This is a genomic window from Geobacillus sp. FJAT-46040 (assembly GCF_002335725.1).
GTDB classification, from domain to species: Bacteria; Bacillota; Bacilli; order Bacillales; family Anoxybacillaceae; genus Geobacillus; species Geobacillus thermoleovorans.
In genome coordinates this window covers 1,677,047-1,691,783 of record NZ_NISS01000001.1, presented here as the reverse complement: position 1 = coordinate 1,691,783, position 14,737 = coordinate 1,677,047, and the positions used below count along the sequence as shown (strand labels likewise).

General features: G+C 53.4%; 12 protein-coding genes and 4 pseudogenes. 10 read left to right on the top strand and 6 right to left on the bottom strand.

The window, feature by feature from the left end:
* Nucleotides 1-35: 35 nt before the first annotated feature.
* Nucleotides 36-698 (top strand): C40 family peptidase, encoded by a 663-nt coding sequence (locus tag CD000_RS08930; RefSeq protein WP_096225486.1) that lies wholly within the window; start codon nucleotides 36-38, stop codon nucleotides 696-698.
* A 209-nt stretch (nucleotides 699-907) separates the two neighbouring features.
* Here the strand turns inward: CD000_RS08930 and CD000_RS08925 are convergent.
* The 4 genes and pseudogenes from CD000_RS08925 to CD000_RS19415 form a co-directional block, all read right to left on the bottom strand.
* Nucleotides 908-1,162, bottom strand: a pseudogene (locus CD000_RS08925) (IS982 family transposase); the annotation flags it as partial.
* Nucleotides 1,156-1,293: pseudogene (locus CD000_RS19655) on the bottom strand (IS982 family transposase); the annotation flags it as partial. The pseudogenes CD000_RS19655 and CD000_RS08925, both read right to left, overlap by 7 nt.
* 306 nt (nucleotides 1,294-1,599) lie before the next feature.
* Entirely contained in the window at nucleotides 1,600-2,127 is a 528-nt protein-coding gene (locus CD000_RS19420) for an IS630 family transposase (protein ID WP_143425238.1), read from the bottom strand.
* Nucleotides 2,127-2,657 carry an IS630 family transposase gene (locus CD000_RS19415; RefSeq protein WP_014195313.1) on the bottom strand — a complete coding sequence of 177 codons (531 nt, stop codon included), beginning with the start codon at nucleotides 2,655-2,657 and terminating at the stop codon, nucleotides 2,127-2,129. Before CD000_RS19415 ends, CD000_RS19420 begins: the two co-directional genes overlap by 1 nt.
* 176 nt (nucleotides 2,658-2,833) lie before the next feature.
* On the opposite strand from CD000_RS19415, the gene CD000_RS08910 reads away from it, so the two are divergent.
* A complete protein-coding gene (locus CD000_RS08910) occupies nucleotides 2,834-4,531 on the top strand; it encodes a methyl-accepting chemotaxis protein (protein ID WP_096225485.1) in 1,698 nt (565 codons plus the stop codon).
* Between the two features lie 110 nt (nucleotides 4,532-4,641).
* Here CD000_RS08910 and CD000_RS08905 read toward each other — a convergent pair whose 3' ends face one another.
* Nucleotides 4,642-6,192 carry an IS1182 family transposase gene (locus CD000_RS08905; RefSeq protein WP_198962498.1) on the bottom strand — a complete coding sequence of 517 codons (1,551 nt, stop codon included), beginning with the start codon at nucleotides 6,190-6,192 and terminating at the stop codon, nucleotides 4,642-4,644.
* Nucleotides 6,193-6,498: 306 nt separating this feature from the next.
* Here CD000_RS08905 and miaA point away from each other — a divergent pair, with 306 nt between their 5' ends.
* From miaA to CD000_RS08865, 8 genes and pseudogenes are all read left to right on the top strand, one after another.
* On the top strand, nucleotides 6,499-7,446 hold the full coding sequence (gene miaA / locus CD000_RS08900; protein WP_096225484.1) for a tRNA (adenosine(37)-N6)-dimethylallyltransferase MiaA: 948 nt from the start codon (nucleotides 6,499-6,501) through the stop codon (nucleotides 7,444-7,446).
* 34 nt (nucleotides 7,447-7,480) lie between these two features.
* Nucleotides 7,481-7,711: an RNA chaperone Hfq gene (gene hfq, locus CD000_RS08895; RefSeq protein WP_096225483.1), complete on the top strand. Its 231-nt coding sequence runs from the start codon at nucleotides 7,481-7,483 to the stop codon at nucleotides 7,709-7,711.
* Nucleotides 7,712-8,029: 318 nt separating this feature from the next.
* Nucleotides 8,030-8,962, top strand: coding sequence for a stage V sporulation protein K (gene spoVK, locus CD000_RS08890; RefSeq protein ID WP_033012147.1), 933 nt, complete (start codon nucleotides 8,030-8,032; stop codon nucleotides 8,960-8,962).
* Nucleotides 8,963-9,047: 85 nt separating this feature from the next.
* Nucleotides 9,048-10,175, top strand: a pseudogene (locus CD000_RS08885) (AMP-binding protein); the annotation flags it as partial.
* Nucleotides 10,176-10,178: 3 nt separating this feature from the next.
* The gene (locus tag CD000_RS08880; RefSeq protein WP_096225482.1) at nucleotides 10,179-11,798 is read left to right on the top strand and encodes a long-chain fatty acid--CoA ligase; all 1,620 of its coding nucleotides are present in this window, start codon (nucleotides 10,179-10,181) and stop codon (nucleotides 11,796-11,798) included.
* Nucleotides 11,783-12,183: pseudogene (locus CD000_RS08875) on the top strand (thiolase family protein); the annotation flags it as partial. The gene CD000_RS08880 and the pseudogene CD000_RS08875, both read left to right, overlap by 16 nt.
* 149 nt (nucleotides 12,184-12,332) lie before the next feature.
* Nucleotides 12,333-12,902: a Uma2 family endonuclease gene (locus CD000_RS08870; RefSeq protein ID WP_050368544.1), complete on the top strand. Its 570-nt coding sequence runs from the start codon at nucleotides 12,333-12,335 to the stop codon at nucleotides 12,900-12,902.
* 98 nt (nucleotides 12,903-13,000) lie between these two features.
* Nucleotides 13,001-13,879, top strand: coding sequence for a DMT family transporter (locus CD000_RS08865; RefSeq protein WP_096225481.1), 879 nt, complete (start codon nucleotides 13,001-13,003; stop codon nucleotides 13,877-13,879).
* A 119-nt stretch (nucleotides 13,880-13,998) separates the two neighbouring features.
* Here the strand turns inward: CD000_RS08865 and CD000_RS08860 are convergent, their stop codons facing one another.
* Complete coding sequence (locus CD000_RS08860; protein WP_096225480.1) at nucleotides 13,999-14,616, bottom strand: trimeric intracellular cation channel family protein; 618 nt, start codon at nucleotides 14,614-14,616, stop codon at nucleotides 13,999-14,001.
* Nucleotides 14,617-14,737 lie beyond the last annotated feature (121 nt).

Below are 14,737 nucleotides of genomic sequence, written 5' to 3'. Positions count from 1 at the left end.
AACATAGATACATCGACGTCATAGGGGGATGCAGCATGAAAAAAACGGTTATATTGACAAGCACGTTGATCGGTTCCTTGTTGGCCGGCCACGCGGCATCGGCGGCGAGCTATACGGTGCAAAAAGGCGATACGCTTTGGAAGATTGCCCGGCAATCCGGCACGACGGTCGACCGTCTATTGGCACTGAATCCACAAATTACAAACCCGAACACCATCCGCATTGGCCAAGCCATTAAAGTGGCGGGCGGAATGACTGATGTCCGGGAGGCCAAGCAGCAAGTATCGGCCGCCAACTCGGCTGCCACTGAGTCGTCCGCATCGCTTGCCGACCGAATCATCGATATTGCGGAAAAATATTTAGGGGCGCGTTATTTGTACGGAGCAAGCCCGTCGCGCACCGATGTGTTTGACTGCTCATCGTTTACGATGCGCGTTTTTGGCGAAGTCGGCATTTCGCTGCCGCGCACATCCATCGCTCAGGCGCAAGCGGGAAGAACGGTGTCGTTTGGCCAGTTGCAAAAAGGCGATCTCGTCTTTTTTGATACCGATTCGAACGGCACAATCAACCACGTCGGCATTTATGCTGGCAACGGGCAAATGATCAACGCCACCGTTTCGCTCGGTGTCACGTATTCGTCGCTGACGTCATCCTATTGGAAAACGCGGTATGTAAAAGCGGTTCGGGTCATCAACTAAATGAAAGACGATTAACGCAGCTGTTCGTACGAAGCCTTAGGCGCTTCGGTGAACAGCTTTTTTGTTGCTCGTGCGAGTGAAAGCCGAATCCAAAAAAGATGCAGGATGATGCCGCGGAAAACGGGTTAGCGGTTTTGAGGCTTTCTGCTTTTAAGGCAACAAAAAACAGCAACAAGTACAAATATATAACCCGTGGTGCTAGTTGAGCTTTAGCGCTCAACTAGCCCAAGTGTAACCAGGGAATAAGCTAACAATATACCGTCTAGTGCCACTTCAAATCCGATAATCGAATTGGCTCGGATCCCCGTGATGCGATAGTGGTCAACCAGAACCGAGAACACCGTCTCGATCACTTTGCGTTTTTGTTGGATCCACTGCTCCCATGTCTCAGACGCACGATGTTTCTGGTTTTTTCGAGACGGAGTCCAAAGCGCCATTTGGTATTCTTCGTACAGCCTTGCTTGACCAAATGGCGATTTCGACGATGAAGATGCACCTGAATGCATGAAAATTGAGCAGAAACAAAAACGAAAATGGCGGCATATTGCTTCTCAATCTTGGCTCGATCTGTAGTAAAATGAAAGTGCTCTTGCATGGGGATTCTCCTTTCGAATGGCAGGTCGCACTTTCATTCTACAGGAGATCCGCCAGCAAGGGCTATTTTTATGCTTGCTCAAGTTTATCTATATAGTTTCCATCACTTCGTTGATGGAATAGCCTTCAACAAGTGACAGGCCCCTACGCAGGCACACAAGATGATGGGCTTGTCGAATTTTAGCAAAAAAGTAGGAATTATTTTTATCATATGGTAATTAAAGGAATAAAAACCGTATGATAAAATTATAATGTAACTATTCGCCCTCCAACTATATACATGCAACATGAAGAGTTAACTTCTCAGTCATCCTGCACACCCTAAGCGTTGCAGCACTTCCTCCGGACGTTCGTGGATGTAGTGGACAAACCGAGTAATGGCTTGAATGATATCGTGGCGATCCTTGTGAAAGACATTGGCAATCACCGTATCTTTCAGCCATTTCCATAAGCGTTCGATCGGGTTCAGCTGTGGCGAATAGGGAGGAAGGTAAATAAAGTGAAAACACTGTCCTTCTTCCCGCAAAAACTCCTTGACCATTTTGGCATGGTGAATGCGGGCGTTATCCAACACCAAAACCATGAGACGGTCCGGATAGCGCTCTTTGAGCATTCTCAAGAAATCCAAGAACGTCGCGGCATTGGCAGCGGTCGTTTGATGAAGCACCGTTTCGCCATCGTGGATGTTGACCGCGCCAAACAGCGATACGTGGGCATGATGGCCGAACGTCGGCACTTGTTTTTGGTGGCCGACTTCCGACCATGTGGACCGCAAGACATGGTAAGAGCGGATATGTGTTTCATCAAGGTACAACAAGACCGAATCAGGATCCATTAAGTTTTTTTTATGAAGTCGATCTGTTTCTCAAAATTCTTTTGTCGATCCGGATCGCCTTTCGCCAATGTGTAGGTCGGCCGTGTCCACGACAGCCCTTTGCGGTGCAGGAGTTTTCGCAACGCTTCGCGGGAAATGCAAACACCGAAGTGCTTTTCGACATAGGATTGCAGGAGTTTGGTGTTCCACGCCGAAGCGACGTCCCAGCCCAGTTCTACGGGAGTGGTGGTCAACACAAGCTGTTTGATCTCTTCCTGCTGTTCTTCGGTGAGAAACGGCTCCCGCCCGGGGGCGAAATCCCGATGAAGCAAGAGCTCCAGACCGCCTTCGTTGAACAGCGACACATAATGGGAAACGGTTTGTCGGCACACGTTGACCATGGAGGCCACCTCTTTACCCAAATAGCCTTCCATGACCAGGCGAACCGCCATCACCCGTTGGCGAAGAAGGGTGTTTTTGATTTTCCGTTCCTGTTTGCGAAGTGTCCGAGGTGTCCATCCGTGATCGTTGGTGATTTTGAGACGTTTCATGCAGAATTCCGCTCCTTTTCCATGCTTTTCCTTAGGAGCAGTATAACCGGAGTGGGAACCACTTATACGAAGGTTAACTTTTCAATGAGCATATATATAGCACCACGGGTTATTGTAATGAAAATTGCTCAACTACAGTAAGATATTCATAGGTGATTAAAAAGGAGGATTTGCCAATGAACATGAAAATGACCGTGCGCAGAAAACTGCAGGCTGGGTTTGGCCTTGTCTATGTGTTGATCGCGCTGCTAGTCGGGTTTTCTTATTACGAAATTTCCAAACTGAACGGTATATATACCGATATCATTGACAAACAGGTGTCGAATCTCGTCAACGTCAAGGAGCTGGAGGTGCTCATCCAACGCCAATTCGGCAGCATGCGCGGCTATTTGTTGACTGGCGATGAGACGTTAAGGAAAAACTTTGAAAAAGCGCGTGAGGAGTACAAGAAAATAAGCGAAAAGCTTGCGGCGAAGCTGACGCGGGAAGAAATGAAACAGCAGCTTGCCGAGCTCGATTTGCTTGAACAGCAGTTTTACGAACTTGGGCAAAAAATGTTCGACTTAAAAGCGCAAAACAAACCGGAGCAGTACATCGCCCTTTTGACCACAACAGGGCGCGGCTTAGCAACCCAATTTGGTGAAAAGGCGCATCAATTGGCCGCTCTCCAGGAGCAGGAAATGAAGGAAGCTAATGATCATGCGAGCGCATCGGCGGCTGCCGTTCGCCGGCTGATCGTCATCGTCGGTGTGTTGGTGGTGGCGGTCGGGGCGGCTGTCAGCTATTTCATCAGCCGCTCGCTTTCCCGCCCGCTATTGGTGCTGTCGGATGCGGCTGGTCGGATCGCTGCCGGCGATTTGACCAAGACGAAAATCGGCGTCCGCACCCGGGACGAAATCGGCGAGCTGGCCGCTTCGTTTGAACAAATGGCCCAAAATTTGCGCGAAGTGCTAAAGGAAGTGGCGCAAAACGCCGAGCAAGTCGCCGCTTCGTCGGAGGAGCTGGCAGCGAGCGCCGAACAGACGAGCAAGGCGACCGAGCAAATCGCCATGACGATTCAGGGCGTTGCTTCCGGCATGAACAAGCAAATGCAAAGCGTGGAAGAAACGTCCGCCGCCGTCGATTTGATGTCTGAGAGAATCGAGCAAATTTCCGGACGGGCGCAAAGCGTGTCCGCCATCGCTAGTGAGGCGTCGAGACAAGCGGCTGAGGGCGGGCAAACGATCGAGGCGGGCGTCGCGCAAATGAACAAAGTGAACGATACGGTCGAGCGGCTGGCTGACCTCATTAAAGGGCTTGGCCACCGTTCCGAGCAAATCGGCTCCATCATCGAAGCGATCCGCAATATTGCGGCGCAGACGAATTTGCTTGCGTTAAATGCCGCGATTGAGGCGGCGCGCGCCGGCGAGCACGGGCGCGGCTTTGCCGTCGTTGCTGACGAAGTGCGGAAGCTCGCCGAGCAATCGGCCCAATCGGCGCAGCAAATCGCGGAATTGATCGCTGCCATTCAAGAAGAAACGGTCCATGCCGTCCAATCGACGGAGTCGGTCGTCAACGAAGTGACGGCCGGAACGAACGTCATTCGCGCCTCGGGAGAAATGTTCACCCGCATTCGCGCCGCCGTGGACGAAGTTGCGGCGCAAATCCGCGACGTATCCACCACGGTCAGCGACATGGTCTCTTCTTCGGAGCAAATGGTGCGCTCCGTCCGGCTTGTCGCCGACGTGACCAAGTCGACATCGGCCGGTGCGCAGGAGGTGTCGGCGGCGACCGAGGAACAGCTGGCCTCGATGGAGGAAATTTCAGCTTCGGCCGCGTCGCTCTCGAAAATGGCGGACGATTTGCAGGCGATTGTCAACAAGTTTTCATTATGATGGGGCTGACCCAAAAGTCCGCCAAAAAGCGGACTTTTGGAGTCAGCCCTCTCTGGTTTTTGTATATTTTACCAAACGGAACAAAATTCCGACTCTGTTCTCCCCCTCATTTACGCCACCAAGGACAATTGCTTGTCCCTAGCGGCTTTTTTGAGAAGATTGTGGGCAGCACAAACCAGCCCCCATGCGATGGAAACTTTTTGGAGGCCTCGCAGGACAAAGCGACGAAACCCGCGATTTTGTTTGATTTGCCCAAATACACTCTCAATGTCGGTTTGGCGTTGGCGGTATCGGGCTTGCCCTTCTTCACTCTCCAACCGTTCGCGGGCTTTCTGTTTTTGTTCATGATAGACGGGGTTCCATTGCGTGGTTCGTCCATACTTGGAAGTCGTGCAGGCCGAACGGAACGGACATCCTTCGCATTCATGGCATTGGTAGTGTCGGGTGACCGAGGTGTATCCTGATTCCGTGGTCTGTTTCGAAGTTCCGGTGCGAACCAGCTTTTTCCCATTGGCGCAAATCCAAACGTCTTCTTCTTCCACATAGGTCCAATTCTGCTGATGATGCGGATTTTTCTTGACCTTGCGCGTGTTCTCCTTCTCATACGTATGGTACTTGATCAAGGCCGATATGTGCTTCTCTTCCAGCTTCACGTAGTTCTCTTCCGAGCCATAAGCCGCGTCAGCGATCAAACGTTCGGGTTCCACGCCGTACTTATCTCGAACGGTCTCCAACTGCGGGAGAAGACAACGAGTGTCGCCCGGCCTCTGATGAAGGGAATACCCCAACATAAATTGGCCGGAAGAACCCACCTGTACGGTATAGGCCGGCTTGAGCTGGCCGCTTCGCATGTGATCCTCCTTCAACCGCATGAAGGTGGCATCCACATCGGTCTTGGAATAGCTGTTGCGATCCCCGCATACATGGAGTTGGTGTTCATACTTTTCACTGCGGGGCAAGTAGTCCTCCTTCATCTTCTTGATGGCCTTCTTCAACGGTTGGTTGTCCGGCTCGGCCTCCAACCGTTTTTCCCACTCCTCGGTTTTCTTTCGGATTTCTTCTGACGTAAAGGCCGGCGAAGGGTCGATGTCTTCCGCCTTTTCTTCTTCCACGATCGCCTCGATCTGGGCAATCAGCCGATCGACATTGGCTTGGAGTTTCTCCTGGTACTTCTCAGCCGATTTGCGCCAAACGAAGGTGTACCGGTTGGCATTCGCTTCAATTTTCGTTCCATCCACAAAATAATCTTCCATCTTGACATAGCCGTCGGCCACGAGCAGCGTGCTCATTTCCCGGAACAGGTCGTCAATCAGGTCTTTCATCCGCTCCGAACGAAACCGATTGATGGAGCGGAAGTCCGGCTTTTGAAATCCACTTAGCCACATGAGGGGAAGGTGGACTTCGAGCTGCCGTGCAATCTCACGGCCATGATACATTTTTTGGGTGTAAGCGTAAAGGAGGATTTTGGTCATCATTTTCGGATGATAGGCGGAGGCGCCCCCTCCTTTGTAGTAAGCAAGAAACGTCTCCATCGGGATGCGTTCAACCATCTCATGAACCACGTGGGCCATGTTATCCCGTGGAATGAGATCGGCGATGTTGCTTGGCAAAGAGAGGTTGTCCATGGTATACTCTTTAAAGGAAATATGATCATGTTTCATAAACGAATCGCCCTTCTTTCGGTGGTAGTGGTTTTGGTGACTCTATTCTACCAGAAAAAAGGGCGATTCTTCTATATTTGAGGCAAAAAAGTGGGGGCTGATCCCAAAACGCATTCGCGTTTTGGGTCAGCCCCATTTTTTTCCATATGGTTATGGCGAAAGGGAAGAAAGGCGATTTTTCGCGCTGCCATGTATAAAACGATTTGTGGATGGCGAAAACGTATGAAAGAAATGGTTCCATGCACAGCTGTTTTTATGTATAATGATGGTTGACACAAGTCCCACAACAGAAAGCAGTGACGCGCTATGGCTGAAAAAGTCGCCGTCATCGTCGGGCCGACGGCGGTCGGCAAAACGAAGCTCGGCATCGCGTTGGCGAAAAAGCTGGGCGGAGAGGTCATCAGCGGCGATTCGATGCAAATTTATAAAGGGATGGACATTGGCACGGCGAAAGTGAAGCCCGATGAGATGGAAGGAATCCCGCATCATTTGCTGGACATCAAAGAGCCGTGCGAACCGTTTTCCGTCGTCGAATTTCAGCGGCTTTGCCGTGCGCTCATCACCGAGATTTCGGCGCGCGGCCGGCTGCCGATCATCGTCGGCGGCACCGGGCTGTACATTCAGGCAGCCCTTTACGATTACCAATTTTCCGCCGCCCCTTCCGACGAAGCGTACCGCCGGGCGCTCAAACAGCTGGCGGCCGAGCAAGGAGCCGAAGCGCTTCACCGGCGGCTTGAGGCGGTTGATCCAATAAGTGCGGCCCGCATTCATCCGCACAACATCCGCCGCGTCATCCGCGCCTTAGAAGTGTATCATTGCACCGGAAAGCCGTTCAGCGAGTGGCAGCAAGGGCAGTCAAAGCGGCTTTTGTATGAGGCGGCCATTGTTGGCTTGACGGCGGAGCGGGAGGCGCTTTACCGCCGCATCAACGAGCGGGTCGATGAGATGATCGCCGCAGGGTTGATCGAAGAGGCGAGGGCGCTTTATGACCGCGGCCTGCGCGACTGCCAGGCGGTGCAAGCCATCGGCTACAAGGAGCTGTACGACTATTTTGACGGCCGCGTTTCCCTTGATGAAGCGATTGAGCTGCTGAAACAAAATTCGCGCCGCTATGCGAAACGGCAGCTCACTTGGTTTCGCAACCAAATGCCGGTGAAATGGTTTGACATGACCGACGCTGGGCAGTTCGCCGCCAAGGTGGAGGAAATTTCTCGCTATGTAGCAGGAAAGCTTCAACTTGAAGCGAATATATAATTATATCCTTAGAGAGAAAAGAGGAGGACGTTTGATGAAAAATACGATCAATATTCAAGACCAGTTTTTAAACCAGCTGCGCAAAGAAAGCATCCAAGTGACGGTTTTCTTATTGAACGGCTTCCAGCTGCGCGGGTATATTAAAGGATTTGACAATTTTACCGTGCTTTTGGAAGTGCAAGGAAAACAACAGCTCATCTACAAACACGCCATTTCAACGTTTGCGCCGGAGCGGAACATCCAGTTTGAAACCGAGCACCAGTAATGCCGACGGTACATACGCCGCCGAGAGAAGACGCCTTTCCTAATGGGGGGCGTCTTTTTCGATGCCCGTCGGTCTGCACCTTGTTCCCGTTCCGCTGTTCCGTTGATCTGAGCGGCTTTTTCAATTTGAATGCGTAAACGGCTGTTTTTTTGAATAAAAATATACAAACTTTTCCCGCTGCGACCGGCCGGTTGTTCGCTTGGGCGATTGTCACGGATCGGCGGCGGCGTACGTATACTAATAGCAAAAGCGCGAGGCGCCGGCAGCGAATGCGGAACGTGTGCGGATGACAGAAAACGGGAAGCGAGGTGACGCCCTTTGTCGGAATTGACGATGAACAAGGCGAAAGGGCAAATTAATATTGTGCTCAATTCGAAAACGGTCAACCATTTAGTAAAAGACGAGCGGAACGATTGGCTCGACGGCGAAGAGCATCAGGCGCTTCGCAACATCCAGAAAGAACTTGACCAATTGATCGGGCTCGATCATGTCAAAAAAATTGTCAAGGAAATTTACGCCTGGCTGTACATTAACCGGATGCGCAAAGAAAACGGCTTAAAAGCGAACCGCCAGGCGCTCCATATGATTTTTAAAGGCAATCCCGGCACGGGAAAAACGACGGTGGCGCGCCTGCTCGGCAAACTGTTTTTTGAGATGAACGTCCTGTCGAAAGGACACTTTATTGAGGCTGAGCGGGCCGATTTGGTGGGGGAATATATCGGGCATACGGCGAGCAAAACGCGCGATTTGATCAAAAAAGCGCGCGGCGGCATTTTGTTTATCGATGAGGCGTATTCGCTCGCCCGCGGCGGGGAAAAAGACTTTGGCAAGGAAGCGATCGATACGCTTGTGAAAGGAATGGAAGACTATTGCGACGATTTGGTCGTCATTTTAGCCGGCTATCCGAAAGAAATGGACTATTTTTTATCGTTGAACCCAGGGTTGCCGTCGCGCTTTCCGCTGACGATCGAGTTTCCGGACTATACCGTCGAAGAGCTCGTGCAAATCGCCAAACAAATGCTGCGTGAGCGCGAATACGACATGACGCCGGAAGCCGAGCGGAAACTGTACGTCCACCTCGAGGGGACGCTTGAGACCGCCGGACGCCTCAAATTCAGCAACGGCCGCTATGTGCGCAATTTGATCGAAAAAGCGATCCGCAAGCAGGCGGTCCGTCTTCTGCACGAAGGGCGCTATGACAAAAAAGAGCTGATGACGATCCGCGACCGCGATTTCGTCTTCCATGCGTAAAACGAAAGGGGTCTCCTTTTCGTTTTTTTTGTGCCGTAAAAAGAGGAATGCCGGCCAAAAGAGCGAATACATAAACAATGGGGGCATCGCCTTTTGGTCGATCGATCGCGATCCGCCGCCGTTTGCCAAAAGCGCCCATGAACAGGCGGAGCGGGCCCGGGAGGAAGCGCCGTCCGTTCGGGTGGAAGAGGGTGATTTGTACGCCATTATGTATACAAGCGGCACAACGGGACGTCCAAAAGGAGTGATGCACCGTCACCGCGACATGATCGAGCAAAGCGTCCTTTGCCATGGGGTGATGCGCATCCGCGAGACGGACCGCGGACTGGCGGCAGCGCCTCTGTTCCATTGCGCCGAGCTGCATTGCTGCTTGCTGCCGCGCGTGCACGCCGGAGCGGCGAGCGTCATTTTGCACCATTTTGACGCCAGGCTCGTGCTCGAAACGATTGAGCGGGAGCGGATTACGGTTTTATTCGGCGCCCCGACGATGTGGAACATGATCCTTCAGGAAAATGTAAGCGATTACGACTTGTCGTCGCTCCGTCTTGGCTTGTACGGCGCCGCTCCGATGGCCCCGGCGCTTGTCAGACAATTCCAAGAGCGGCTTGGCATCGGGCTTGTGCAAGCGTACGGCATGACGGAAATGGGACCGGCGGTGACGTTTTTGCTTGAAGATGAGCAGCTCAAGAAACCGGGTTCCGCTGGGCGCGCCTGCCTGAACCATGAAATCCGCGTCGTCCGTGCGCGTGAGGACGGGCCGTCCGACCCGGACGAGGTGCTGCCGCCATATGAAGTCGGCGAAATTGTGATGCGCGGGCCGTGCATGATGGCCGGCTACTACAAGCGCGAGGAAGCGACGGAAAAAGCGCTGTACAAAGGATGGTATCATTCGGATGATCTCGGCTACCTTGATGAAGACGGCTACTTGTATGTCGCCGACCGTGTCGATGACATGGTGATCAGCGGCGGGGAAAACGTCTATCCGCGCGAAGTCGAGGACGTGTTGTACGAACATCCGAAAGTGCTTGATGCCGCCGTGCTCGGTGAGCCGGATGAGGCGAAGGCGCTGTTTGCTGACAGCCGGCTCCGCCATCTCGTTCGGCTGCAGCCGGGCGGCGCATGGACGGCCGCACATGGGCCGGACGGCCAATGGGGCGGCGGGGAGCCGCCTAAAGTCAATGAACATGTGCATTTGGTAAAGGGGGAGGAATGACCGATGATGAAAACACCGTTAAACATTTCCATGATGCTTGAGCGGGCGGAGTTGTTTTTCCCAAAAAAGCAAGTCGTTTCGCGCATGAAAGGAGGCGTCGTCCGCCATACATACAAGGAGATCGGCGAGCGGACGCGGCGGTTGTCAAGCGTATTGAAACAGCTCGGCGTCGAGGTCGGCGACCGCGTCGGCACGTTCGCGTGGAACCATCACCGCCATTTGGAAGCGTATTTTGCCATTCCCGGCATTGGAGCGGTGCTCCATACGATCAACATCCGCCTCTCCGCGCAGCATATCGCGTACATCATCAATCATGCCGATGACCGCGTCCTGCTGATTGATGACGATTTGCTGCCGGCAATTGAAGCGATCAAGGACGAGATCCCGAACGTACGCGCTTTCATCGTCATGACCGATGCCGACGAGCTGCCGGAAACAACGTTGTCGCCAGTGTATCATTACGAGAAACTGCTTGCCGAGGGCGATCCAACATTTCCGTTCTTGAAAGACCTCGATGAATACCAACCGGCTGGTATGTGTTATACGTCGGCGACAACGGGAAATCCAAAAGGAGTTGTGTATACGCACCGCAGCACCGTCTTGCACGCGATGGCGCTCGGGCTGGCTGATACGCAAGGGTTATGCGAGCGCGATGTCGTCATGCCGGTCGTACCGATGTTCCATGTCAACGCGTGGGGGCTGCCGTTTGCCGCTACTTGGTTCGGTTCGACGATCGTTATGCCGGGCCCGGCGTTTACACCGAAAGTGCTTGCCGAGCTCATTGACGCCGAACGAGTGACGATCACCGCCGGCGTGCCGACGATTTGGCTTGGGCTTTTGCAAGAGTTGGAGAAAGGAAACTATGACGTCAGCAGCCTGACGCGTGTCATTTGCGGCGGTTCAGCCGCGCCGAAAGGGATCATCCGTGCGTTTGAAGAAAAATACGGCATTCCGTTCATTCACGCGTACGGCATGACGGAAACGAGCCCGCTTGTGCTTGTCTCGCGCCCGAAAAGCTATCAAGACGGGCTGTCGTACGAGGAGAAACTGGACATTCGCGCCAAGCAAGGGCTGCTTGTTCCAGGGCTTGAGATGAAAGTGATCGGCCAAAACGGGCCGGTTCGTTGGGACGGGCAGGAAATGGGCGAGCTTTGCTTGCGCGGGCCGTGGATTGCTGCCGAATACTACAACGACGACCGGACGAAAGACGCGTTCCGCGACGGTTGGCTGCATACCGGCGATGTCGTCACCGTGGACGAAGAAGGGTTTGTGAAAATTGTCGACCGGACGAAGGATGTCATTAAAAGCGGCGGCGAATGGATTTCATCGGTTGATTTGGAGAATGCGCTCATGGCCCATGAGGCGGTGTTCGAAGCGGCGGTCGTCGCTGTGCCGCATCCGAAATGGCAAGAGCGCCCGATTGCCTGCGTCGTGCTGAAAGAAGGCAAAAGCGTGACAAAAGAAGAGCTGTACGACTTTTTGCGCCCGCAATTTACAAAATGGTGGCTGCCGGATGACATTGTGTTTCTCGATGAAATTCCGAAAACGAGCGTCGGCAAGTTTTTAAAGCGGAAACTGCGCGATGAGATGGCAGCGCGCTATGCCGATGCGGCGAAGGAGTAAAGGAGGCGGACACCGTGGCAGACACCATTGCGGTCATCGCCGCCGGAGTCGAAAGCATGACGAAAGTGCCGATTTTAAGCGATGGCAACGAACGGACGATTCCGCCGTCGCTGCATGAAAAATACGAATTCATCCACCAAGGCGTCTCGGCTGAGCGGATCGCCAAAAAATACGGCCTAACGCGCGAGGAGCTCGACGCCTACGCGTACGAAAGCCATCAGCGTTCCTTGGCGCCATTGCGCTTGGCCATCCGCTCGGCGCCACTTTTGCGAAGCTCATGACATCGCTCGTTCATGAACTGGAACGGCGCGGCGGCCGCTATGGGCTATTGACGATTTGCATCGGCCACGGAATGGCGACGGCGACGATCATTGAGCGGGAGTAAGGGCAACGTGCGGAAAAACATTTGTTTGACACACACTCGACAGCGGGGGCGCCCGCTGTTTTTTCTGTCATGACGAGAAAATAAAAATATGGGACGGAACTGGAGCGATGTGATAAGATGAAAGAAAAGCAAGTGAAAGGGGAAGCGCAGTGCAGAAGGAGAAGCCGTTTTACACGTATCGCGACATTGAACATTGGGAAGGAAATTGGGAACTGATCGATGGCGTTCCCTATTTATTGGCGTCTCCGTCGTTTGAGCACCAGTATGTGGTCGGACAACTGCACCTTGCATTGGCTTCGTATTTTCAGACGCGCGGCTGTCATGTTATTCTTGCCCCGTTTAATGTTCAGCTTGATCCTGAAGAGCCGGAACGGATGGCGAAAACGGTTGTTCAGCCGGATTTATCAGTCGTTTGTCGGGTTGAGCAAATCGGGAATCGGCGAATGAAAGGGGCTCCCGATCTCGTTGTGGAAGTGCTGTCGCCAAGCACCGCCCTGCGCGATCGAAACCAGAAATACTATTTATACGAAAAATATGGGGTGCATGAATATTGGATGGTAGACCCCAGCAATCGAACGATCGAAGTGCTCAGCTGGCAAGATGGACGATTCGAGCAGCGAGCGGTTTTCGGGCCAAGCGATGAGCTGGTTTCGTTTTGGCAACCGGATTTGACGGTTCCACTCGCCCCTGTGTTTCCTCCGGAAGAAAGCGACGTCTAGCTGATCGAGCACCGTCTTGTTTGGCTGTTAGCTCTGAAAATAACGGCTTTGCTTTTGGAGTCAGCAGCAGAAAGAAGAACGCAAAGGGGATCGATGTCATGAAGCAAGCCTTTCTCGCTTCCTTCTATTTATCCCTTGCCGCTGGCATTTGGGGCGGGATGTATGTGGTGAGCAAATACGTGTTGGACTACATTCCGCCGTTTACGCTCGTCTGGCTGCGCTACGCCGTCGCCTTGATTGTGCTTGGTGCCATCGCCGCGGCGAAACGGGAGCGCCCGCCAAAGAGCGGGCGCGACTGGGGGATGGTCATCGCAATCGGAATCATCGGCTATGTCGTTTCCATTTCGTTGCAGTTTGTCGGCACAAAATGGTCGAACGCCCATACCGCTTCCCTCATCACCGCCTCGACCCCGGCGTTTGTCGTTTTGTTTGCCCGCTGGCTGCTTGGTGAGGCGCTCACATGGCGGAAAATGGCTGCGCTGCTACTGGCGACAGCGGGTGTCATCGTCATCGTCGGCCTCGGGGGCAGCGAGGAGTCGACGTTCGCCGGAAATATAGCGTTAGTCGGCGCGGCGGTCACTTGGGCGCTGTTGTCGGTGCTGGTGAAAATCGCTTCGGCCCGCTTGTCCGTGTTTTCGATCACCACGTATGCCATTTTTGTGGCACTCATTGGCATGACGCCGATGATGCTCGCCGAAGGGCCGGGGCTTGCTGCGAGCCATTGGAGTGTTCCCGTCGCCCTTGGGGTGTTGTATCTTGGCGTTGTATCGACAGCGGGAGCATTTTTTCTTTGGAACAAAGGGATGGAAATGATTGACGCCGGCGTCGGCTCGCTCTTTTTCTTTTTCCAGCCGCTCGTCGGCTCGCTCTTTGGCCGGCTGTTTTTACAAGAGCAACTCGATGTCTCGTTTTGGCTCGGCGGGGCGCTCATTGTTGCCGGAGTGGCCGTGGCGGTGCGAAGCGGGCAAAGTGCGTAAGGAATGCAGCGGCAAATGAAATGACCGGTAAAAAAGAAAAATGGTAAAGCTTTGAATTGCATCTATTATCAAAGCGAGGAGCCGTCTCTCTTTTCGTACGAATCAATTTTGCCGTTTGATCATGGCTCGCCCGCTGTTTCCCCAACCGCCCGGCGCGGCAGCTTCCAACCGTATGTGTAGGACAAAATGCGCAAAGCGGCGACGGCGATAAACAGCATATACAGCTCTACGGGCGAATCCGTCCATTTCAACCCGACGGCAAGGCCGGCCAAAATCGCCCAGGCGGCGTAAATCTCCGCATGCAGCACGAGCGGCTTCCGTCCGGCGAGCACATCGCGGATGATGCCGCCGCCGCTTCCGGTCAACACCGCGGCGACGATGACCGCGCTTAACGGATGACCCATGTTGACGGCATACAGCGCTCCTTGAATGGCGAACGCGGACAGCCCAAGGGCGTCAAAAAAGTTGCCCCACCGCTTCCACGGCGGCAGCATTTGCTTTGGGAACAAATACACAACTGTCATGGCCGCCAAAGCGACAAGAAAGAGCGGCTGCTGTTCCCATAACGCCGACACGGGAACCCCGATCAGCAAATTGCGCACCGCCCCGCCGCCAAAGGCGGTGACGATTCCCAAAATGTACACCCCAAGCAAATCGTACTCCTCTTCCATCGCGACGATCGCCCCGCTAATGGCAAAGGCGATCGTGCCGATGATGCTCAATACTTCCCACGTCATTCGTGCTGTTCCTTTCCGTGCGTTGTTCTTGTATCATTGTAGAGGCAAAAGCGGCGGAAAATCAATCGTTTTTTTGGAACGAACTAGCAGACCGATGATGGGATTTGGTATCATAAACGTA

Excerpts from the sequence above, each read along its gene's own strand:
- CD000_RS08930 (WP_096225486.1), top strand. The coding sequence starts at position 36 with ATGAAAAAAACGGTTATATTGACAAGCACGTTGATCGGTTCCTTGTTG.
- CD000_RS19420 (WP_143425238.1), bottom strand. The coding sequence starts at position 2,127 with ATGGATCCTGATTCGGTCTTGTTGTACCTTGATGAAACACATATCCGC.
- CD000_RS19415 (WP_014195313.1), bottom strand. The coding sequence starts at position 2,657 with ATGAAACGTCTCAAAATCACCAACGATCACGGATGGACACCTCGGACA.
- CD000_RS08910 (WP_096225485.1), top strand. The coding sequence starts at position 2,834 with ATGAACATGAAAATGACCGTGCGCAGAAAACTGCAGGCTGGGTTTGGC.
- CD000_RS08905 (WP_198962498.1), bottom strand. The coding sequence starts at position 6,192 with ATGAAACATGATCATATTTCCTTTAAAGAGTATACCATGGACAACCTC.
- miaA (WP_096225484.1), top strand. The coding sequence starts at position 6,499 with ATGGCTGAAAAAGTCGCCGTCATCGTCGGGCCGACGGCGGTCGGCAAA.
- hfq (WP_096225483.1), top strand. The coding sequence starts at position 7,481 with ATGAAAAATACGATCAATATTCAAGACCAGTTTTTAAACCAGCTGCGC.
- CD000_RS08880 (WP_096225482.1), top strand. The coding sequence starts at position 10,179 with ATGATGAAAACACCGTTAAACATTTCCATGATGCTTGAGCGGGCGGAG.
- CD000_RS08865 (WP_096225481.1), top strand. The coding sequence starts at position 13,001 with ATGAAGCAAGCCTTTCTCGCTTCCTTCTATTTATCCCTTGCCGCTGGC.
- CD000_RS08860 (WP_096225480.1), bottom strand. The coding sequence starts at position 14,616 with ATGACGTGGGAAGTATTGAGCATCATCGGCACGATCGCCTTTGCCATT.